Genomic DNA, 22,358 nt, shown 5'->3' on the forward strand with positions numbered 1-22,358 from the left:
ATTATTGAATAAAAATAACTCAATGAGGTTATGGTCATGAGCCAGAAAACCCTGTTCAACAAGACTGCGCTGGCAGTCGCAGTGGCAATCGTCTCTACTTCCGCCTGGTCAGCGGGCTTTCAGCTAAACGAATTTTCTTCCTCTGGCCTTGGCCGCGCGTATTCAGGGGAAGGTGCAATCGCTGATGATGCTGGTAACGCAAGCCGTAACCCTGCATTAATCATGATGTTCGATCGCCCGACCTTCTCTGCTGGTGCGGTGTATATCGATCCTGATGTCAACATTTCCGGCACGTCACCTTCTGGTGCGAGCCTGAAAGCAGATAACATTGCGCCAACGGCGTGGGTACCTAACCTGCACTTCGTTGCACCAATCAATGAACAATTTGGCTGGGGCGCATCCGTCACGTCTAACTATGGCCTTGCTACCGAGTTCAATAACAACTACCCGGCAGGCGAATACGGCGGTAAAACAGACCTGACAACGCTAAACCTGAACCTGAGCGGTGCTTATCGTCTGAACGACAGCTGGAGCTTCGGTCTGGGCTTTGATGCCGTCTACGCCGATGCAAAAATTGAGCGTTACGCCGGTGAACAAACGGCTCGCCTGCCGAAAAACAGCAACAAAATTGCCAGCCTGAAGGGCGATGAGTGGGGCTATGGCTGGAACGCCGGTATTCTGTACGAGCTGGACAAAAACAACCGCTGGGGCCTGACCTATCGTTCCGAAGTAAAAATTGACTTCGACGGTGATTACAAGAGCGGCATCCTGACGCCGGTCAATAGCCTGGTCCCTGGTGCGGGTACCACTATCCCGTGGGGGACTTCCGGTCAAACTGTCCCTGGCTCACTGTCACTGCATCTGCCAGAAATGTGGGAAGTCTCCGGTTACAACCGCGTAGCGCCACAGTGGGCTATTCACTATAGCCTGGCCTATACCAGCTGGAGCCAGTTCCAGGAGCTGAAAGCGACCGGCACCAACGGTCAAACGCTGTTCTATAAGGACGAGAGCTTCCACGACGCCTATCGCATTGCGTTGGGTACCACCTATTATATGGATGATAACTGGACATTCCGTACCGGTATCGCATTCGATGACAGCCCGGTACCGGCTGATAAGCGCTCCATTTCCATTCCGGATCAGGACCGCTTCTGGGTGAGTGCTGGTGCAACCTACGCGTTCAACGAGAATGCTTCTGTCGATGCGGGCGTATCTTATATGCATGGCCAGAAAGTGACCTTCAAGGAAGGCCCGTACGAATTTACCTCTGAAGGTAAAGCCTGGCTGTTCGGTACTAACTTCAACTACGCGTTCTAATCGCGCAGGGATCAAAAAAGGTGAGCGTTGCTCACCTTTTTTATTTATTCCGAATCAATATCTTTGAGTTCGTTTTCAATAGCCTTCGCGTTTGGATTATCTTCCGGCTTCAGCTTGCCGCCGTTGGCGATAAAGTCATGATTCTGGAAGTACGCTTCACGCACCATAATGTACGGATCGGACGACTGGCGCAGCAAACCGTCTGAATCAAGCAGTTGCGCACGGGTTTCAATCCCTTCCACCGTCCATTTACCCACCGACAGCGGCCAGGTCAGCCACGACAGAACCGGATACAGCGTATCGACCATATCGCCGCCATCATCACGCACGGTGAAGCTGCCATAGAACGGCAGATGGACGTAAGGACCGTAACCGACACCATAATGCCCCAGCGTACTGCCGAAACGGTGCGGCTGTTCACGCTGCAGTTTCGGGTTTGCCATACCTGCAACATCGATAAAACCACCCATACCCAGCAGGGAGTTCAGGAAGAAGCGCGTAAAGTGCACCATCCCCTGATACGGATCGCCCTGCAGGAAATAGTTGACCATCACCGCAGGCTCTTCGAGGTTGCTGGTAAAATTGCTTAACCCGTTACGCGCGGGCTGTGGAACGTAATCGCGCCATGCTACTGCCACCGGGCGAACCACATACGGGTCCAGCACGTTGTAGTTGAAGCTATACATAGAGCGGTTAAATCCTTCGAGAGGATCGGAGCGTCCCGTTTGCTCCCCGGAGCTGGCGCAGCCCACAAGCATCGTCGCGCCCAGCGCAAGCGCCGACAGCCGAAGTTTCATAAATATCTCCCTGTTCAGTATGGCTATCGTTGATTGCCATCCGTAACGGAGCATCTGGCGCTCCGTCTGAAAACGTGCAAGTGATTGTAACAGCACGTTTACCGATGTCTATGAGTACAGTTACGGGCAGTAATCACCGTGACTCTGATCTCAGCATAGCCTGACTTTTGGAATTCGTTTCGCTGGCAATTTTATAATGTCTTTGAACAAGATGTATCACCTTTGTTGTCATTCCCGCCAATTTAAGAGCATCCCCACAGGCATCCCGATAAAAGCCGCTACGCTTAAAAGAAAGATCAACCTCCGGGAGCAGATATGAAAGAAGTGGGTGAAGACAAAATTGGCGAAAGTAATGAGGAACATGAAATTGAAAGCGAGGAGAAAGCGCGCGGGGAGGAGATAGAGATTGATGAGGATCGCCTCCCCTCCCGCGCGATGGCAATTCACGAACATATACGCCAGGACGGGGAAAAGGAGATGGAGCGCGATGCTATGGCCCTCTTCTGGTCAGCTATCGCGGCTGGACTGTCAATGGGCGCCTCGCTGCTTGCTAAAGGGATATTTCATGTGCAGCTGGAGGGCGTGCCCGGCGGATTTTTACTGGAGAACCTCGGCTACACCTTCGGCTTTATTATCGTCATCATGGCCCGCCAGCAGCTATTTACTGAGAACACGGTGACCGCCGTACTGCCGGTGATGCAAAACCCTACCCTCGGCAATTTTGGTTTATTGATGAGGCTCTGGAGCGTGGTTCTGCTGGGAAATATCATCGGCACGGGCATCGCGGCCTGGGCATTTGAATATATGCCGATATTTGATGAACCCACCCGGGACGCATTTGTGAAGATCGGTATGGATGTGATGAAAAACACGCCGGTCGAAATGTTTTCAAATGCCATCATCTCTGGGTGGATTATCGCCACAATGGTGTGGATGTTCCCTTCTGCCGGTAGCGCTAAAATCGTGGTGATCATACTGATGACCTGGCTAATTGCGCTGGCGGATACCACGCATATCGTGGTCGGTACCGTTGAGATACTTTACCTGGTCTTTAATGGCACGCTTCACTGGAGCGATTTTTTCTGGCCGTTCGCCATTCCGACGCTGGCGGGGAATATCTGCGGCGGAACGTTTATCTTCGCGCTGTTAAGCCATGCCCAAATCCGTAACGACATGTCGAATAAACGCAAAGCCGAGCTTAAGGCGCAGGCAGAAAAGGATAACGCAGCAAAAAAATCAACCTGAATGGTGACTCTTTGAGCAGTCAGGCGGCAACGCGCTTAACGCAAAGTGTAAATAACGCTATACTCGTGCCGCCTCGTCCCCTTAGTTAAATGGATATAACGAGCCCCTCCTAAGGGCTAGTTGCAGGTTCGATTCCTGCAGGGGACACTTTTATCTTCCTCTGTTTTTAACCCAAATTAGTCTGTTCGCTGCAAAAACTCATTGAGCAGAAGCATCCTGCTTTATTTGAGCATAACGCGTTGCCAGTTGCTTTAGGTGAAGCTCAAGTTGGGTCTTTTCTGCTTCAGGGAGCGCACTTCCTGCAGGATACTGCGACAGGCGCCTGAGCTGCTCTTCAGCGGGTATCGCATGGTTAAATGACTGTATAGTCGAAAAAACCACGGATTTAAGCTCACTCACGGTTATATATTTTCCTTTTTGCTCATCAAGACTACTCAGCCGATCACTCAGTTGCTGAAGCGTCATCATCCCCTGATACCAGCTGTTCATTGCGTCTACAGGCAACGCCGTCGCGTTAAACTTTTTTTGCCACTGTATTATCAGCGCGTTAGCCTCTTCGGGCCGTAATGTCTGGAGCTGCTTTAACAGCTGTAGGCTGTAGGAAATATTCCAGTCAGGAGACAGTTTATCCAGCCGTGTAAGCTGCTGCTGCGTATCTGAGATAAACGTAGACGGTAACGTTCCTCGCTGCGTTAACGCGTCTTGCTGAACAGGTGTAAGCACTTCAGGTAACGGCGCCAGCGAGGCAATGGCCTGAGTCGTTAAGGGATCGGGTCTGGACAGAAAGCCCCCTCCCCACGCTACGGCGACGCAGACCACCAGCGCAGAACACATCCCGGCGACAAAGGGCTTCCACTGCCCGGCAATCCGGGAGGGCATCACAGGTTCCTCACCGTTCGGCTCATTTTTCTGCTGGACAACATATACCCTTTTCACCGCCTGGATCGGTTCATCCTTTTCCAAAGGCGCTTCCCTGTCGGGCTTCATCTCATGCGAATCTGTCATTCCATGATTTTTTTCCAGTCTTGCCGCATTAGAATGTATCACCGTTCGTAATGTCTCGAACTGGCTGAGGTGTTTAAGCTCAAGGGTCTGGAGCACCGCCCCCAGCCTGGCAAGCAACGCTTCAGCGTTATATAGTTCACTCAGATTGCTGTCATCCAAAGTGAGCATACGCATGAGTTGCTGCAGGCGCTGGCTCAGGCTGCTAAGGATTTCCATTCGCACGTGTTGCGAATGCGGCCAGAAAACCTCCCACTGGTGGCTAATCAGAGCCTCCAGGATCGCCAGCCCCTCATTCAGGCCAGCGACTCCAGACTGCTGCGTACGGGCGAGGGTGTACCAGGCTGCAGTCTGCAACTCAACACCGTTTTGCTCGAATAATGAAAGGCAGCGTTTTTCAACGTATACCCAGTTCACGTCCGGTCGAGCGGGATGGCTTAATTTACTCAGTTCATCGCGAAGGGCGGCATAATCCGGAAGCGTGCGCGGGTCGCCGCCGGTTTTTAACGTTATATCTATAGTCATTCTGGAGGGCCTGCATATTCGTGTCAGTTGATTTCGTCAGTTGATGAAATAATGTTATCGCTATGGCAACAGCGCTAAAATCAGACCGAAAAAAATACCTTCATCAAATAATTGTCCTGACCGGGATGGTGTATCTGGGGGAGTGAAGATCCAGTCACTTCCCCCCCCTACCCGCATAAAGAGCCGCCCTTGAGAAATAACATTTTCCCCGGCACAGAAAGTCACCTCGACACAACCGGCGACGCCCTGTCCATACAGAAAGATCGGCATAAACTTTACCGCCCGACTGTCATAACGAAGAACAATACCGGAAATCTCAAAAGCCCCTCCCTCCACCAGCAGGTCCGAAACGGAAGCAGAGACAGTGCTCACATTCAGTCCGGTACCTGTGAGCCACTCATCCATCTGCTGCTGAAGTTGCTCCATTCGCAGGCGAAACGCTGCAATATCTGCCTGAGTTTTACTGACTGGAGGAACGGGTGAAGGTTGACTGGCCTGCAGTTTTTTTATGAATTGTGATTTTACTGACATAGTGTTTCCTGGCCTTAAATACGGGCTGTGGTATCGAGGTACTGCTGTTGCCTGAGGTGCCTCAACAGAACCCGTCCTTCGGGCATAAACTCAGTGCCATAGCGCACCAGGCCAATCCCCTTGAGTTCAGCGTCAATGGCATAGCGCAGTTCGCATGGAACTTTTTGGTCCAGCAGAACAACATCTATCTTCTTCAGTCGAGGTTCATATTTGAGCAAGACAGTCGACAGCGTGCTCATAAGTTCATGGGCCGTCCCTGGCATACCCTGAAGGATTTTCGTCATATCGGGCAAGCCGAAGTCAGGGAGATGCGCGAGCGTGCCGGCGCGACAGTTGAGAACGCGCTGCATATTATCCAACACTGAGAGGATGACCTGATTTTCTTCACTCACCTGGTTGAGGTTGAGGCCACCGGAAAAATTTCCGGTTAGCATTTCATACAGTGAAGGCGTGTTATGTCCGTGGGGCATCAGTTGTCCTTAAGCGGTTGCAGCGTCAGATGATTCTCGCCAGCTTCCAGAGTACGCGGTTTATCCGGATCCAGGTCGCTGCGTTTAATAACCTGCTTCCAGGTGCTGTTGACCTCATCCGGATGGCGGAACAGCCCCACCACAGCCACAAACTGCGCAGCTTCTTCCATCGGCATATCAAGGCTTGCATCACCGCCTGGTTTTACCACGACATCACGGCTCGCTAGCATATCGTCTTTCAGAATGCTGCTATCATCCTGAAGCAGTTGCATATAAACCGTCTTATCAAAGATTTTTCGATCTTTAAGCTGGTAAACCCGCACCACGACTGGTTCAGAAAGCGGATTACTTTCTCGGGCATCAATGTTCAGCGCCTCACGTGCAGTGAAATCCAGATGCAGTATTTTAATCTTTTTATAGAACACAGAATTAAACGCCGATTTGGTGCCGTCGGTGACGCTCTGCGCCACGCCGCAGCCTGTCAGGCTAATCGCCATAAAAGGTATAAGCCAGCGCATGGTCTTAATTAAACTTGTAGGTAACACGTCGATTTCCTTGTTGCGGTTTCGCAGGCTCCAGCCCGCGGTAATCACCCAGTTCTGTCGTAAAGGTATCGGGTATTTCATCCGAAAGAGTATCACCCTCTACTCCCAGCACACCGTTCATTCCCAGCCAGAAAGGGCTTTCGCCCAGCGGTGGAACGGCCAGCAGCCGGACTGAAGTGGTCAATGTAATTCTGGCCTTGAACCGCCAGCCCAGGTACACCCGGAGCATGACCAGGAAATCCTGATACAGCTGGCCGTCCGGCTTCCAGCCCTGCGCCTCCTGTTCGTTTTCCGTCGCGAGCGCAACCAGCAGCTGGCTGCTGGCATCCATCGCTTCATCGCCAAGTGGGGTGTTGCCATCCAGAAGAAAATCGTCATCACCGTAAAAACCCAGTGGCTGACTGACCTCCACCGGTCGAAGGCAGTATGGACTGACCTTCACGAGAGTATCCGGGGCCAGCATTGTCACCAGGGCCTGCATCCCCTCCTGGGTTTTGCCCGGCTGCTGCAGAACCCCGAGTAGCGCCAGAAAGCGGGACACCGGGGTGGCAATGTGGTTTGCGGTTCCCGGTATGCCCAGCCCTACCAGCCCCAGCAGCGACTGCGAAATGCTGTCTGTTCCTCCCGGCTCAAACGTTGCGGGATAGGAGTATTTGCGCCAGATGCGGTAAAACTGCGTCAGGATGCGATGGCTGAAGATATCCAGAAAACCCTGCAGCGCTTCATACCCTTCACGACGCTGAGTGATATCATCGAGATAGGCCGTCGGCAGAGGTGAGTCGACACCGTACATCCCCATAAAGGTCGTGCGAATGAGCGGTGGTCTGCTGTCATCATCCTCGGCATACTCGACAGCCTTTAGCTCACTGGATGGGAATCCCATCCCCGAGTGCGGTGCAAAACGTACCGGGTCATCTGCGGGATGGCTGGTCGAGCCCATCAACGGCTTACCTGGATTGCGCTTCTCCAGCAGTTGACAGAAACGGTAAAAGTTAATGCGGTGAAGATCCGCCTCCAGCAGTGGGCTCAGCCGGGAATACGGCGGTTGTGCTTCTCTTGCCATTCCAGACGTTCTCCAGTCGGTTGCAGAATGATAATCAGGCGGTTAAACAGATAGATATCGGTGTAGAGCGCGAAGAAGCGGCTTAGCATCTCACCGAAGAGACAGATGTCGCCACGCCCGGCAAAGCCGTAGCTGTCCAGCGTCACCTCAATCTGCACCCCGCGCACCAGGTACCCCTGCTCAAAGCGTTCCGTTTCACTGTGCTTCACGTCGATAATCGCCTCCAGACGACGGCGGTTCATCTCGCTGTCAGTCCACTCGTACAGCGCCAGCGTGCCGCGCAGCACGTCGGCATTGTCCATCATCGACAGGAAGCCGCTGCCAAGATGACTCAGCACACGCCAGTGAAAGCGATCCTGCGCCGGGGGATAACAGGGCAGCGTCGGCGCACACAGGTTACGCACGGCAATACTGGCTGAAGTCGTTTTCATCACTGTATCGAGCACGGTGCTCTGCAGCGCTCGCCGCGGGAGCTGGCCGTTTGTGCCCGTGAGCGTCAGGGACAGGCTTTCATCTTCTGGTACCGTGTGGTTATCAAACGCTTCGCCGCCCAGAATAAGCCAGGTGTTGTACAGGCCTGACGGGCCGCGCCGCACACGAGTGTGATAATAATATTCCGGGGCTTCATGACGCATCATGCCGCCTTTGTGACGGAAGCTCGAGAATGGCACGTAGGTATGCTGGCTGGATGACATCACCGAGTCCACAGAGTAAATCTCAGTATGGCCGTCCTGCACCCGCATCGGTCGCAGCATGTATTCAGTCTGCAGGGAGTTGAGCGTCAGCGGGTCAGATTCCAGCGGGAACAGGTTGATCACCGGCACACAGTTCAGGCGCAGATGCTTTTCGGTAAAGCTGAAATCATGTTCCCAGCGTTCTGCCAGCACCACGTCGATTTCAAACCAGGGGAGTTCAGCCGGAAAGACTACGGTCTCCAGCCCACGCAGGCCGGTAAACATGAATTTCTCACGGAAGGTGAAGTACTCCAGCAGCAGCTGATAGCCGCTAAAACTACTGCTCCCCTTCGGCCAAAGGTCGTCATCATCGTCAAATCCCAGCACGGCGAAATAGCCGTCAAGCGGTCTTCTGTCTATATCACCCGGCATCCGCAACCACAGGCGCGCCGTGTTCATGGTAAAGGCTTCATGCATGGCGCAGGCTAGTGGTGCGTCTGCGTTGAAGTAGAACGGGAGCTGGCTGAGATCGATACGGCTCCAGTCGGCGAGATGGCTGCAGTTAAACCGCAGGCTAATAACCGAACGCCCGTCAGGGTCAGTCGACAGGCGGACGTGCTCAAGCGACAACGGCTGGAGAGTAATCTCTTTGGTTGTGGTATACCGACAGCGCGTGCCCTTCTCACCGATCGGCCTTGAGTTCACCTCAAAACCTTTGACGATGCGCATCTGCTCTTTCATCTCACGCCACTAAGGGGTGAACTCCACCACCGACATCGACGGTATGGTGCGCAGGTAATGCGGCCAGAGCAGGCTGACCAGCCCTTCTGTCAGTTCAGGCAGGTCGTCATCAAGCTTTTCACGCAATCGCCCCATCAGGAAGGCAAAGCCCTCAAAAAGGCGTTCCACGTACGGGTCGCGCGCGCCAGCTTTATCGAGGTTGAGCATTGCTGCCTGCTCGGGGTGAGCGCGGGCAAATTCTTCGCCGGCTTCCAGCAAGTAGCGCATTTCAGCGTCGTAGTAACGCAGGGTTAAGTCGTCCATAGATAACCAATATGATTGAATGTTTAACAGTGTTAGGAATAAAGGGAAGCCATGACAGCCTGCAACTTATTGATATAATATCGACTAATATTTCTTGCTTACTCGCTTAAACACCATAAGAGAGATAATATAAATAACAACAAAAGCAATATTCGAAGAACCATAAAACAGCCAAACCATGGAGTAGGTTTCGTCAACCAAATAATCCAAACTTGTTCCAATTAACACGGTTTCAAAAGTGTATTTGATATCCATGAGTGAAAGGGAAAGAATTGTTGTACTGACCAGTAAAAACAAAACTACAGGCACAAAAGCTAGCAGTAGACGCTTAATCATTCTCAATTCCCTGGGATTGGCTGAATGTTGTTGGGGCATAACCGCTCGAGCCTTTTCCTGTGAGCCCACTTCCTTTGCCTATTGCCCCGGCAGTTTCATTACCGCTGCCTGCACCTTCAATTTCCTTATAATCTGAAGCGTTATGATAGTTGCCCTTAAATTCGTCAGTCATTCTAATTATTCGCATATCAGCTGGATTTACAGCTAAATCCAGCTGATAAGCATTCAAAGACGATGGAATCGCAAAGTCTTCACTGTAACCCAAAGAGTATAGCAGTCTCACGTCAAATATTCCTGTACCTGCTTTTTTAAGTCCCGTTACTGACGTTGTAGTACAGTTGTTCACTGCCAGGTTATATCTATCAATAACGCGTCCATCTTCTTTTATTTCCGCACTAGTATTTTTTCCATCAGGGTGAACGCTGCTGGATGCCCATAAAGCATTAAATATTGATAGCGTGTTGGATTCATCGACGTCCAGTATTTTAAAAACTGACGCCCTCATCCGATAAAGTTCTTTTATGTAAAACCCTACCGCTCTTTCGCCGGAATATTTAATCAACACGCCTTCACCTACAGGACTAAATCCTTCCTGATCATATCTTCCATAGGTGAACACATGGATCATATTATTAATGTGTATTGAAACGAAAACATGTCCTGCACCTTGGGTTTCTGTCCAGAGGAAAACGCCATCACTTAGTTCATTCGGTTCTGCAATACACACTCCCGCAAGGTCATTTTGACCAGACTGGCTACTATCATTGCCAGGAGCAAACATCGTATCAGCCCGTGAGCCAGCCAGAAACGATGTCTTTCCAGCGCCTCCTGCAGTTGAAATTGCACCAGCCGAACTCTTCTCGTACGTATCATCCATCATCGACGGAATAAACTTTGCCTTACAGGGGCATGAACTGTAGCTGTCGAGAGTCCCGGCCATTCGTCTGCCGTGAATGATATCGTTATCGATGCCACCGGCTACCTTGTAAATTCCTACAAATTTACCGCAGGTCACGCCGTCCTGTTCCCGGGCAACAGGTTTACCAAACAGAGTGTGATCTTCTGCGCCCGTGATAATTCTCCCGCCGCAGGTTGTTTTGTCACCCTGCACCAGATAAAAGCCTTTTACTGGCATATGTTTTCCTTTTCGCTGAATTCAGTCCTGGTTACCCGCAAAGCACCGCACTGCCTGCCGGGTCAAGCGCAATCAGACCGGCCAGAAGCTGATCCATCTCGGGCTGAAGCCGAGATTTATCGGTTTCGCTGCGGGTGGCTTTCATGCGCAGCAGTCTGAGACGGCGCGATTTGACTTCAAATAGCAGCGCTGGGGTCCACTGCGTGAGGGTGATGGACTGTGCAGCGCCATCGAGTTCCCCCAGCAGATGCAGGGCCAGTTCATTTTTGCCCTTCTGCTCCGCCACGCGGGCCATTAGCAAGCGCAGCAGCCATTTGTCTTTCGTGGAGTCGTTGCCCGGGAGAGTCTGCAGCCAGTGAAGTGTGGCATCCAGGCCATCCGTGTCCGCCTTCTCAAGCGCTTCCTGCTCGAGGGTCAGAATATCGTTGTCCGTCTCACTGGCAGTACTGACTCGCTCATCACGCCAGCCGGACATATCGTCCAGCACGCTCTGATTTATCCAGTTCAGCGTGACCTCATCAGCAAACGGCGTACCGTCATTAAAGGCCAACGTTTCAAGCCCGGTGAGGCGGCGTAGCAATCCTTTCAGGTCAGCGGCGATGATATCAGCCAGTACATCCTGCCCCAATTTCATCAGGGCCTGGTGGATATACCACTGCAAATCCAGCCAGAGGTGGTTGGCGCCACGGGAGAAAGTGCTGTCCGCGTGCTCCAGTATCTCCAGCCAGCTCTGCTGCAGGTACAGACGTTTGAGCATGGTCCGCTGGTCAGCCCGCGGTGGTTCGATGCGCGTTTTCCCTTCTGCATCAGGAGCCGGGATAGCGCTCAGCGTGTCATGACGCAGGCTTTTCATCAGCCGGTGTGCGGCAAGCCATCCATCGGGCTGCTCACGCAGATAACCCGTCAGGGTCCGGGCCTGGGCCAGTAAATCCTGACCGGACGTAATGCGGCTCAGGACGGGCGCATCAGGTTCTGTCACGTGCGATAAGATCTGTGGCTGAGACGAGTCACTGGCGTTCTGAGGAACCAAAGCATCTACGCCACCAGCCTTCATCAGGCGGGATTCCAGCGCGCTGAACAGCGCATTCAGTTCTGGCCGTGACGTTTCCGGCTCTGTCTCCAGACTGTCGCGGATGAGCAACAGCGCACCGGCAGTGCGCTGAGCATCGCTGCGCACTACTTCCGGCCAGAGGGAGAGGCTGTCGAGCAGACGAGAGCCTGCGAGCCACTCCAGCGCCGGTTTACGGCTTCGCTCCCGCTGCGGATGAAGCTGCACTCCGTAGCGCTGCAGCAATCCTGCCAGCAGTTCAAGCCCTTCGGCAAAGCCGATTTCCCCGTCCTGGTGCAGACGCGCCCAGCAGTAATAGGTGGCAATCCGGATATCTTTGGCGGTGGTGGTCAACAATTTTTCGGCAAGCGTACAAATCAGCCCGGTATCGATGCCGGAGAGTTTATTGACCTCCTCCCGGATACGCTGGAAATCATCGTCATATCCCGGATCTTCTCCGACCGGACAGGTGTCATTTACCGGAGCAAGCCAGGGCAGCCAGTTTTCCGTCCATACCTGCGCCTGTTGCCGCAGCTGAGTTTCGTCAGCCTGACAGGCGACAACCAGATCCTGTAGCGTGCTCATTCTTCACTCCCGTCCATGTCACTGTTTTCATCACTGGTCATCAGCGCCTGAGCAGTGGCCGCGCTGTCGATACTGAATATTTGATCCGGCAGCGTGAAACCACGCAGATCCAACAGCGCCAGCGGACCTTTTCCGAGTTGTGAGCGCAGCACCCACTGCAGCGTTCGACCATCCGGTGTGGTAAAGCTCATCATCCACTGGCTGCGGTCAAGCTGCTGACGCTTGCTCAAGTCCAGCCAGCGAATAAAGCCCCAGGTTCCGCTGTAATCCCCGAACAAACGTGCACCGGTGTTGACCGTGGTCCATGTCAACATCGTCCCTGGCTTGTAAGTCTCTCCCGGCCAGCGGAAGCTTTGCCAGTCGGCCATCTGGTTGAAGTAGTGCAGCGTTTGTCCATCAATGGTTAGCTGCGTCTCCACCACCTGTGGCACAGGACGCGCCTGCAGCTCAAAGCTGATGCTCTGGCTGCCATCGGTGAACAGAATGTCTGACAGCTGGCTCAGTTGGTTAATGGCCCGCAGGAAGGCCGGGTTAAAGTTCAGTCCCTGGCTGTTAACTTTATCCGGTACCCACTGGCTACCCTCTTTGTGCAGTACACCGTTGAGCTCTGTCGACAAGAAGCGCTCTATACGTCCGCTGTCCTTACGCATAAATTCAGCCAGCATCGGTAAAGAGGCATCACTTTTGCTGGCGGCAAACGGGAAACGACCGTCAAACGCAGTTTGCCAGTTAGCGACAACCGAGCGGCTCCATTTGTCATTCAGACTGGCTGCCGACGGCTGAAGCACGGTCTCCCAGGCCTGGGTCAGCGGCTGCACAAACATTGTGCTGCCAAATCCGCTCCACTCCTCGCCAAGACTTGCCGAGATCAGACTGCCATATTGCTGGGTGTCAGTGAGGTCCACGCTTTTTCCCTGGAAAACGGTCTGCGCCAGAGTCTGCATCATTGCCTGCGGATCAGAAGCGCTGGCCACCTGCTGCAGTCGCAGACGCACGCGGGTGATACGGGTCAGATACGTCTGCAGACTCAGGGAGTTGTCCGCCGACATGACGTTACTGCCTTTGTTTTTACCCAGAAGCTGCAGCAACGGGCCAAAGGTTTCGTCCAGCGGACCCTGCGTCCCTGACGCAGACTGGTCAATGGCAGGTTTATCTTTCCCACCTACGAAATCTTTAGCTGATTTGATGATGGAGTCCGAAAGACCCTCGCTTTGCTGGCCTGTCTGTCCCTGCCAGGCGAGGGTATTCATCAGGGCAATCAGTGGTGACTGGCGGACATCGCTCATTAGCGTCAGCTGGTCGGTAACTTCCGCAATATTGTTTGCCGGGTTCCAACGCAGGCTGTTGAGGAAGCTCAGCCAACTCCCCGCAAAATCGGTGAAGTAACGTTGCGTCAAACGTGCTTTCAGGGCTTCCGGCGACAGGTCTGAGGAAATGGCTTTTCGGCTGTCACTCAGCACCCAGTCAATTTCATCGCGGCGCGACGTTGCTGCCTTTTCAATAGCGTGCTGAATACCGCCTTCCCAGGCCTGACGAGTGAACATCCCAGGCACCACGTCATCGGTAGTGAACAGACGACGAGCATCTGTCCCACTTGTCATGTCTTCCAGGGACACGTCAGCAAAGTTACGACGCACGGATTTGAGCATGTTCTCATAAAGCGTGCTTTCAGCGTTACGCCGCCCAATTTGCTGCAACAAGACCTGGCGGCTCTGGCTGACCAACTGCGCATCAGGTGTGATTTTCCACTGTGGCTGTTGAGGCAGTTCGGTGATGTAGAAATCCCACAAGTCCGGCGACAGACTTTGCCACAGACCGGTGGAAATACCTAGTCGTGTCGGCTGCACAATCTTCATGGTTTGTGCGTAGAAGGCGCCATCCACTTTGTCCGGGCGGGCCATCATCAGCCAGGCTTTCAACTGGTCATAACCGTTTTTCGCCAGCTGTGCACGCTGGTCGCTGTTGGGGGCAGAGTTTGCCAGCGCGCTGAGCTTCTGCTTAAGCGCCTCATTTGCCGGGTCACGTATGAGGCGATTGTTCGCTACGCCATACCAGGGCAACAACGCATCAAGAAGTTGTTGGTTATGGTCCAGACCGAAGCGCTGATACCAGGGCGCACCTTCCTGAATACGGTGCTGCACACGGCCGGCGTCATTACGCAGGGCATGTAGAGCCGTGAGCTGGTAATCCGATACGGAAGGATGCTCCACCAGGGCATGAGCCTGCTCGGCAACAGAAACTATCTGCATGCGGTTGACCGCGAACGACAGAAGTACTCCTGCGCCCCAGACACCGATGATGGCCATCAGTATCCAGGCAAGCGTCTGCTCCCACGCCATACCGACACTACGGCCACGTACGTGAGTGCAGTCGTCAACGATCCCCTGCCAGGTTGCCGGCAGGGTCAGGGCATGGCGTTGTGATTCGGGGATATATTTCTCAGGGTCGGCTGTTCCCGCTGACGTACCGGCAGGTCTATTATCCGGCAGGCTGAACATCAGCCCCCTCAGCGGAACGCGTTGCTGAGAGACAGAGAGCCATGGCACCAGTTGCTGAGCCCACCGGGTGACAGCGCCGTCTTTCAGGTGCTGGCCCAGGCGCAGCAGGAAGTCGTGGCGGTTGTTTTCCGCGACCTGACTCATCCCCTGCGCCCGCAGGGCCGGCAGCATCCGCTCCAGTTGGCGGATAACATCGTCTTCTTTTGCGCGTGGTGGAAAGCTTGCGCCTACCGCCTGCTCAGGACGCATACCCTGCGACCAGTGACTACTGCACAGTTGCCACAGCCAGACCGGAGCGGAATAACGCAGCAGTTCGCTGATTTTTTCCAGCCCGCGTAAATCGCTGTCGCTGATTTGTGCGGTCAGCTTAAGCGATTCCGGCAGTACACGGATAATCCCGTCCAGAGGACGTCCGCGACGTAGTTTACGCAGCGCGGTGTATTTTTCGCGGTCAGGCTCCGATGCCAGGCTGCCGCCGTAAATCAGTACGGTGCGGTTGCCTTCAAGCCACTGCTGCTGTTGCAGGCCGGGTACCAGTTGTTCGATTGCAGCCTCATCGCCAGTGATTAACAGCAGACGGGTTTTACCACGCCAGTAAAGACTAATACGGGAGCGGAGATGCGCCCGAATCCTGTCACACATAGCCACCGCAGGGTGAACAGGGGCGTTATCATTTTCCCGCTTCTTTTTCTCATCATCACCACGGGTATCGTCGACAAGCGCATTAAACTCCTTTTTACCGGCATTGAGAGCAGCCCACAGGTGCACAACCAGCATGATAAATGTGCATCCAGAAATACAGCCTCCGCCAATCAGCCAGTAAATTTGCTGCTGATTACCGTCTACCAACCCGGCCATGTCCGGATACTTCCAGACCATAAACGTCATGGCTACAAAGAGTAAAAAGAGAATGAATGTGACAGAAAGATAGCGGCCTTCCGTAGTTTTCGGTGCAAAAGCAAAAGGTAGCTTCACGGATCCATCTCCTGTCGGGAAGCAATCGGGGTAATGAGCGTGCTCCACAGCACATTCTTTGTGGTATCGCCACAGATAATCATCTGTGGTGACTGTGTTTGTTGGGTGATTTCAGTGGCGGCAGCAATTGCCAGCCAGGGGGCTGCGGCTCCGGCATGTCCCATAGACCTGTCGAGTGAAATGACGGAGTCGTCCGCTACAGACTGCGCAGGATGTGCATTCTGACACGTGATCACTTCTGCGTGCTGCGCACCCGTCAGCCCGGCAAGCCATAAATTTTTAACCATATGTCCTTTGAGCGGGACGTTATAGGCGGCCATGTTCATCCCCTCGCACAGTTCACCTGGAGGAGATGCATCTGGCCGGTGCAGTAACGCGAGAGGTTCAAGCGCATCCTGTGTAAGGCGGTTGCCCAGAAGCAGTGCAACAGCGGCTTCTGCAGTATTGTTTGAGTCAACCGGATCAATCTGGAGACCGACTATCAATAACATCACCTCATCTTTAATGCGGTGATCCAGCCAGTGGCTGACTACACCCGGCCCATTGCTGTCCACATACTCAACAGCGCAGGTTATTTCACTTTCCTGCCAAGCTTGCTGCCAAATCTCCCGAACCGCAGGGAATGACAAAGATGACGAGATATCAAGAATGACTGCCAGTGAGGCATTTTTCGGGAACTGACCAACTGGCAGATCAGTAATGAGTCCGGAAAGCAGACGTGAGACAACCAGCTCAAGAGTCACTCCCGGCTCTGTCGTAATACGGCTCATCCTCTTGCCTTTTTCACCTTTCCAGTCCGACTGAGAAATGAGGATGCTGTGATTATTGAGCATTTCAACAGCGACAGAACCTTGTTTATCTTCCTGGTGGGCAGTTATAAATGTCATATTCAGTATCTGAAGCGCACGACGTGCTTTACGGGTCTCACTTAAGATCCAGTGTTCACGACGCCGGTCAAAACTATTCGCTTTACTGTCCTGTAATGACCAGGCCCACATACGAAAACCGAAACTTACAATCCACACAACAACAGGTGTGCCGATAGCAAGCAACCAGAAGTGTCTGGTATCGATGTAGCCTCCGAATATACGCATAAGGATCACGCTAATAACCAACATTCCCACCAGAACTACAAACCAGCGGGATGTTTTTGGTGGAACTGATCGTGGATAACATTGAGGAAGATTTTTCAGTGAGTACGACATTCACACTCTCATACTTCATAATTTATAAATATTAACTAAGGTTAGTTATCATCGAATGAAATACTCTCAAGAAGTTTCAACGCATCTTTAGAGAGTTCTTCATTTTTATTATTAGGGGAATTAATGCCTGAACCACATAGAGCATTATTTTTATGTATCAAGCAGAAATAAATACTCTCACCTAAAGTTCCATCTCTGAGTTTCGCCATACTGTTAACAGCCATAAAACCAGATGCATTTTTACTTTTTACCTGCACAAGGGATAGATGATTGATCTTTCCATTTTTTTACATAAACTGTTTCTGGTGTTAATTTCCATGCCTTATTTTTATAATCATAAACAATTTTATTATTAGCGCTACTAACATTAACTCCTTTAGTGCTAACTTGCTGAGTATCATATCCCCCTTCAAATGCCTCACCAGAATATAAACAATTCCTCTCTGATATTGGCGATTTTTTTCAAAGTACTTATCCTCTGACAATGCTGGGAATTTGTAATCACTGAAATGCACATTGCATGCATCAAAACTGGATGATGAAGAGATATCAGCGTTAGAATCTGAAGTCAATGCTCTGGTTACTGAAACATTTTCAACTTTAGCTTCAGGAGTAGAGGCCATAGCGAAGAAACTAATATTGAGAAAAACTGATATATATAACAATTTCATATGATTTACGCCCTATGCTTATATCCTTCTGGAAATTCCAAAACAAAACGCCCAGAAGCGTTCGGAAGTTTATTTTCAGTTAATATAGCAATGGCAACTCCATAGACACAGCAACTTGAATCGAATTCATTTAATGAGCGAAGCTAAAGCGAACCTATCCTGCTTGGTAAATTAACTGCAGCACTTGTATTCCAAAAGCCAGGACTTCGGTAGTAATACTTAGTTTCTAGATTTGAATTAACAGAAATCCTCTCTAAAACATGCTCCTCATCAGCATATTTAGCCACCTTATTTTTCCCCAATAAAACCCAGCGCTATCTGCAGCTAATGTACCTTGTGAATCACTAACCTCGTTCCTTAGTTCTATAAACTCTGTTGGAAGCATAGGGAAGTGCCGATCTTGCAATGTCGCATTAGATCTATTCGCAGGTGGTTGTGCTGCAATTAATGTATATGCGTCAACCAAATTTTGTTTTAATGGATCTTGAACCACCTTGCCAATATATTTAAAATAATTTGGATAGTTTTCTGGATTAGTTAATTGCACAAAACCGTGTTCGTACCATAGAGCGTACCAGAGGTTACTGCCATTTCCTTCATGAAGGGTACTTAACCAGCCTGTTTCTTGTATTGCATTATCTAAAAAGCAAGAAATCCTAAAGGGAGTATTAATACAGTACTTTCTCATCGAGGGATTTAAATTTGAAATCTGGCTACTTAAAATTGAGCCAGACGTTCCTAAATTCGTATTAATTGCCCCCCAAGCAAACCGATCTCTGCCAGATTGCCGCAGTGCATGGCTAGGTACTATTTGTTTCATTTGACAGAAACTTAACCATCCACAGTTTCTAAAATGTTCAGTGAATGCTTTTGGCTCAAAATGCCACAGTCTTCCACTACTGAATGCTCCGGAATCGAAGCACAACGCTTCTGCATGAGCTTTAAATTTTGCATAATCAGCTTCTGTCATCGGATCATGCTCTTCACTACCCGTTTTCAGCCACGAAAAACGGGTGTCGATCGTACTTTTTTCCCATTCAAACGGGAAATGACAAATTAGCTTCCCGCACTGGTTATCAAACTCACCATCTTCCTGAAGTTTCTTGATAGCGGCTGAATTACACTGGCTGTCGCTGTCACTATCGTCATCGACCAATTGCCAGCCCGTCCAGTGCGGGAAATCAGCGTCACTGAACTTTTTAATACCAGGGTCAGCGAGATTGACTACCCCCTTCCCCCCCGGATAACTGACCGTCATCCATAATGGCGCCTCTGCCGGTACCAGCGTTTTATGCTCCGTATTGATCACCCGGCCAAAACGGAGCAATTCAAATCCGGCACTTGGGCTCTCCTTATAATTCCGCATTGCGGTTTGATAGAGATTATATTCGTAGTCTTCCCCGTCAGCGTCAACCAGGGGGTCGCCCAGCAGGTCATACTTCCCGTCAGTCTGCGTATTTTTCTGCCGCGTTACCATCGTGCAGCTGCCCTGTGTCATGCTGACATACAGAGGCGCACTGCTGGTATACAGCTCAGAAAGCCCGGTGATCGAAGTACTGTTATTTGCGGGTGCCTTATCATAAAACTTCGTTCCGGCCGGAAGATAAAAGTAAATATCGCCGTAAACTGCATCGGTTCGGCCATCTTTCGACACGTCCAGTTCACGGGTCGTTCTGCCCGTCAGCTTGCTGATATTGTTGTCATCACAGAAAATCTGGAAATGGAATTCATTCCTTCCACTGCACGAGCCTGAAAAGCCCAGGGGGGCTTTACGGTATATTTTTTCATCCTGTTTTATTTCTGCCTTCAGAAATTTCATATGCATGCACAGTGAATAAAATACGACCTTCCCGTTATCTCCGCTTCCTGTCTCCGTTTCATGCTTCAGCAACACAAAGCCGTCATCTGTCGGTCCGAGATAATTGAGTGGTTCTGCATCTTTAGACGACGATGGCTCGCGGAACGAAACCACCACGCCATCAGCAATTGCCCGTATTTTTTTCAGGCGGCGTTCCACTATCTGTATGTGTAATGTGAACACCACCATGCCAGGATTGTGCTCCGTTCAACGGGAATCCCTGGTCTGTATTTACCGGCATCATTGCGCCAGTCCAGTCGGCATCAGTCTGGGATGCAGTTCTGTTTCTCAGAAAAGGAGGACTGATAATCATGTTATGACTCCTTGTCAGGAAAAGCTGAAGTTATTAGAAGTCCTCACTAGATTTTATTTGTCACATTCCTCGAAGTATTTCTCATCCACAGATAAATTTCCGAGATCTATTATATTAACTTTACTCGCAGCTAGTTTTGAGCTTAGTTTTTTTGAGAAGCAAAAAAAACCGCCAGAATAAAAATATACTTCTTCAGTTTTATTTGGTGTATCACTCTCCGATTGATATAAAACCTCGGTTACATACCATTTAATCTCTTTGCTACCTTTAATGATTTGCATTCTATCGACGCCAAGGCATGATTCAGAATCTTCGGCATATCCAGTTTTATAATTCCTGTTAGGTATAAGATAGTGATCATTAACTTTGAGCACTACGTTACATCGACTGTATGGCTCGTCTTTACCTGGTAGTCCTTCGCGATTAAAAACAAATGGATATGCGTTCCATTTGCCTAGCTTCTGGAAAATATAATAAGGAGGAAAACCGGTATCTGGTGCATCAATTTGATATACTTTTGATAGACCGTAAGGTTCTCCATCCTTGTAGGTATAGCTTTTAACTGCCGAAGATACATTTAAATCGTTCGCATACGCACCCAATGAAAAAAAATTAAGGACACTAACAAAACCTAACAGTAAAGTTTTATTATTCATAATTAACCGCTATTTCACCTTCACTGTCTGGTGTAATCAATAGTGATTTTTACAGTACTACGACCTTTTTGCTCTTCAACTGTTTATTTGGTATCCATTATTACAGCATAATTTAAATAGTAGAATAAGTATCGTATGGAGGCTTGTATTTAAAATATCCATGCCCAGCCAAAAATCATCACTATGTGGACTTATTCGTCGTGTCACTGAGTCCCCTGATAGAGAGTTTATTCACTTAGTCCCATGTCAACTTTTGTTGGGGAGGAGCATTCCCCCTAACTCATTCAGTGTTTTACTTCCTGAAAATAGCTCTTGGCATTTACTTTCAACAACTGAATTATCTTTATCTGATGGAAATACAACCTTCATTTTTTTTGCTACATCCCAAACACCAGGAAAAGAATTTACAGAACAATCAAGATCATTAGGAGCAACGTACATTCCATTAGTTGATATTTTCCCGATGTAAAAGTCATCAGTTACAGAAAATGTATCATCCGAAATATTTACATCCTTAACGCGTGGATTCCAAAAACCTTTCCCAGAGATAACATTCTTTTTCCCATCAAAACTTGATATTATCGCTTGATGCGCCCCTGATTGGGCATCAATGGGAACTAAAGCGAGAATCAGTTTTTTATCGAAATTAACATCGACAATAGTAGATAATTTTTGTTCTAGATAATCTACGCTATATAAATTTACGAATTTGTTATTACAAGCCTCCAGCTCCTTTGTTTTTAAAAACATATTACTTCCAGCAACAATCACACCAACTTTATCACTTGTCAAAGAGATTATTCCAGCTCCTAAATGGTACTTGCCATTCCAATTTTTAATTTTACATGAAGCGGAAACGTTCGAGGTGTCACTATGTACATCAACCACCCCTTGATTATTTTTATTGAGACCAATCATATAACCATCAACTTTAATAGTATTGTAATATGCACCCCAAGAGCTAAACGTAGCCATAAAGTACATCATTGAAGTTAAAAATGCTTTATTAAACGTCATCACCAATCACCTCCTTAGCTCTTTTCGTAAAGAGTTTTCTCTCTGCAAGACCTTTGTCAGCACCATTTATTGCAGAGGTAAAATTTTCAATAACCTGATCATCATCTCCTTTGCCATTTTTATCCCCATCCATTATTTTCACAGTTTTACCTTTAAATCCAACGATGAAGAAACCGCCAGTATCAATGCAATTATAAGTACTTTCTGTTATTAATACCTCGCCTCAAAAAAATGCCTCTCAAAGTGGTTGTGACTGCTATTATTTTTATTTGTCAATCAACTATTTCCCAAGAAGAAAGCTTCAACTCAGTTAGAGCATCACTATCGATACTCCTGCATTACTCATAAAGTTTTATTTTATACTTCCCAGTGATTCTTTAGCAACGAATCATCTTTGTTCTCAATGATCTTTTAACGCTCATAAAGATAAAATACATGACTCATTAAAATTGTTTAGATCATAAATAAAGATCTAATTATCCCTTTATTTCTGAACATTAACCTTATATTGTTTTTCAAAATATCGCCCCGCACTGGCAACAATCCCGCCCCTAATATTAATTGTTACAATCCCTTTTAATTGAGGCTTACCTTCTAGAGTAAAATTATTATATATATATTGTGTGTGATATTTTTTTTCAGCGAACATGAGTTTCAGACCAGAATTAGATGGATGGATTTCATAACTCAGATCAACAACTGGTCCTGTACCTCCAGATATGGTGATTGGAACATAATATTCCTGATCTATATATCCATCTGGTAACTTATTGGGCTCAAATACAAGGGGATTGCCACATCCAGTAAGAAAAAAAGAAATTACAAAAGCTGTTAGATAGTGATTCATT

At 49.6% G+C, this 22,358-nt stretch carries 19 protein-coding genes, 1 tRNA gene and 1 pseudogene; 3 read left to right on the forward strand and 18 right to left on the reverse strand.

Annotated elements, in window-relative coordinates; all coding sequences use genetic code 11:
- Positions 1–36 precede the first annotated feature (36 nt).
- Entirely contained in the window at positions 37–1,317 is a 1,281-nt protein-coding gene (gene fadL / locus ACTJI7_RS10065; RefSeq protein ID WP_041908871.1) for a long-chain fatty acid transporter FadL, read from the forward strand.
- Positions 1,318–1,361: 44 nt separating this feature from the next.
- Here fadL and mlaA read toward each other — a convergent pair whose 3' ends face one another.
- The gene (gene mlaA, locus ACTJI7_RS10070) at positions 1,362–2,114 is read right to left on the reverse strand and encodes a phospholipid-binding lipoprotein MlaA (RefSeq protein ID WP_041908870.1); all 753 of its coding nucleotides are present in this window, start codon (positions 2,112–2,114) and stop codon (positions 1,362–1,364) included.
- 315 nt (positions 2,115–2,429) lie between these two features.
- Here mlaA and ACTJI7_RS10075 point away from each other — a divergent pair, with 315 nt between their 5' ends.
- Positions 2,430–3,359 (forward strand): formate/nitrite transporter family protein, encoded by a 930-nt coding sequence (locus ACTJI7_RS10075; RefSeq protein ID WP_440670136.1) that lies wholly within the window; start codon positions 2,430–2,432, stop codon positions 3,357–3,359.
- Between the two features lie 75 nt (positions 3,360–3,434).
- Positions 3,435–3,506 (forward strand) — tRNA-Arg (locus tag ACTJI7_RS10080).
- A 51-nt stretch (positions 3,507–3,557) separates the two neighbouring features.
- Here ACTJI7_RS10080 and ACTJI7_RS10085 read toward each other — a convergent pair.
- The 17 genes and pseudogenes from ACTJI7_RS10085 to ACTJI7_RS10165 all read right to left on the reverse strand — a co-directional run bounded on the left by ACTJI7_RS10085 (position 3,558) and on the right by ACTJI7_RS10165 (position 22,357).
- Positions 3,558–4,886: a VasL domain-containing protein gene (locus ACTJI7_RS10085; protein WP_234105934.1), complete on the reverse strand. Its 1,329-nt coding sequence runs from the start codon at positions 4,884–4,886 to the stop codon at positions 3,558–3,560.
- Between the two features lie 60 nt (positions 4,887–4,946).
- A complete protein-coding gene (locus tag ACTJI7_RS10090) occupies positions 4,947–5,417 on the reverse strand; it encodes a hypothetical protein (protein WP_069733467.1) in 471 nt (156 codons plus the stop codon).
- Positions 5,418–5,431: 14 nt separating this feature from the next.
- Positions 5,432–5,887, reverse strand: a complete 456-nt coding sequence (gene tssE / locus ACTJI7_RS10095) for a type VI secretion system baseplate subunit TssE (RefSeq protein WP_234105933.1) — start codon at positions 5,885–5,887, stop codon at positions 5,432–5,434.
- A complete protein-coding gene (tssJ, locus tag ACTJI7_RS10100) occupies positions 5,887–6,432 on the reverse strand; it encodes a type VI secretion system lipoprotein TssJ (RefSeq protein WP_049137243.1) in 546 nt (181 codons plus the stop codon). Before tssJ ends, tssE begins: the two co-directional genes overlap by 1 nt.
- Entirely contained in the window at positions 6,410–7,495 is a 1,086-nt protein-coding gene (gene tssG, locus ACTJI7_RS10105) for a type VI secretion system baseplate subunit TssG (RefSeq protein ID WP_234105932.1), read from the reverse strand. The genes tssJ and tssG overlap by 23 nt, the downstream gene beginning before the upstream one ends.
- A pseudogene (gene tssF, locus ACTJI7_RS10110) lies at positions 7,459–9,213 on the reverse strand (type VI secretion system baseplate subunit TssF). The gene tssG and the pseudogene tssF overlap by 37 nt, the downstream one beginning before the upstream one ends.
- 84 nt (positions 9,214–9,297) lie before the next feature.
- The gene (locus ACTJI7_RS10115) at positions 9,298–9,549 is read right to left on the reverse strand and encodes a hypothetical protein (protein WP_100169918.1); all 252 of its coding nucleotides are present in this window, start codon (positions 9,547–9,549) and stop codon (positions 9,298–9,300) included.
- Positions 9,542–10,684: a PAAR domain-containing protein gene (locus ACTJI7_RS10120; RefSeq protein WP_440670132.1), complete on the reverse strand. Its 1,143-nt coding sequence runs from the start codon at positions 10,682–10,684 to the stop codon at positions 9,542–9,544. Before ACTJI7_RS10120 ends, ACTJI7_RS10115 begins: the two co-directional genes overlap by 8 nt.
- A gap of 31 nt (positions 10,685–10,715) precedes the next feature.
- Positions 10,716–12,317: a type VI secretion system protein TssA gene (tssA, locus tag ACTJI7_RS10125; protein WP_248222313.1), complete on the reverse strand. Its 1,602-nt coding sequence runs from the start codon at positions 12,315–12,317 to the stop codon at positions 10,716–10,718.
- Positions 12,314–15,790 carry an ImcF-related family protein gene (locus ACTJI7_RS10130; protein ID WP_063155672.1) on the reverse strand — a complete coding sequence of 1,159 codons (3,477 nt, stop codon included), beginning with the start codon at positions 15,788–15,790 and terminating at the stop codon, positions 12,314–12,316. Before ACTJI7_RS10130 ends, tssA begins: the two co-directional genes overlap by 4 nt.
- Entirely contained in the window at positions 15,787–16,995 is a 1,209-nt protein-coding gene (locus ACTJI7_RS10135; protein ID WP_063155670.1) for a hypothetical protein, read from the reverse strand. Before ACTJI7_RS10135 ends, ACTJI7_RS10130 begins: the two co-directional genes overlap by 4 nt.
- Positions 16,996–17,303: 308 nt before the next feature.
- Complete coding sequence (locus ACTJI7_RS10140; protein ID WP_237764645.1) at positions 17,304–17,666, reverse strand: hypothetical protein; 363 nt, start codon at positions 17,664–17,666, stop codon at positions 17,304–17,306.
- A 253-nt stretch (positions 17,667–17,919) separates the two neighbouring features.
- On the reverse strand, positions 17,920–19,713 hold the full coding sequence (locus tag ACTJI7_RS10145) for a M23 family peptidase (RefSeq protein ID WP_440670128.1): 1,794 nt from the start codon (positions 19,711–19,713) through the stop codon (positions 17,920–17,922).
- 177 nt (positions 19,714–19,890) lie between these two features.
- The gene (locus ACTJI7_RS10150) at positions 19,891–20,493 is read right to left on the reverse strand and encodes a hypothetical protein (RefSeq protein WP_136431169.1); all 603 of its coding nucleotides are present in this window, start codon (positions 20,491–20,493) and stop codon (positions 19,891–19,893) included.
- A 246-nt stretch (positions 20,494–20,739) separates the two neighbouring features.
- Positions 20,740–21,510, reverse strand: a complete 771-nt coding sequence (locus ACTJI7_RS10155; protein ID WP_063155667.1) for a hypothetical protein — start codon at positions 21,508–21,510, stop codon at positions 20,740–20,742.
- Positions 21,500–21,652: a hypothetical protein gene (locus tag ACTJI7_RS10160; RefSeq protein ID WP_237764644.1), complete on the reverse strand. Its 153-nt coding sequence runs from the start codon at positions 21,650–21,652 to the stop codon at positions 21,500–21,502. Before ACTJI7_RS10160 ends, ACTJI7_RS10155 begins: the two co-directional genes overlap by 11 nt.
- A 342-nt stretch (positions 21,653–21,994) precedes the next feature.
- Positions 21,995–22,357 (reverse strand): hypothetical protein, encoded by a 363-nt coding sequence (locus ACTJI7_RS10165; protein ID WP_074148025.1) that lies wholly within the window; start codon positions 22,355–22,357, stop codon positions 21,995–21,997.
- Position 22,358 lies beyond the last annotated feature (1 nt).

The organism is Enterobacter sp. 22499 (genome assembly GCF_052044815.1).
Taxonomy (GTDB): Bacteria; Pseudomonadota; Gammaproteobacteria; order Enterobacterales; family Enterobacteriaceae; genus Enterobacter; species Enterobacter bugandensis.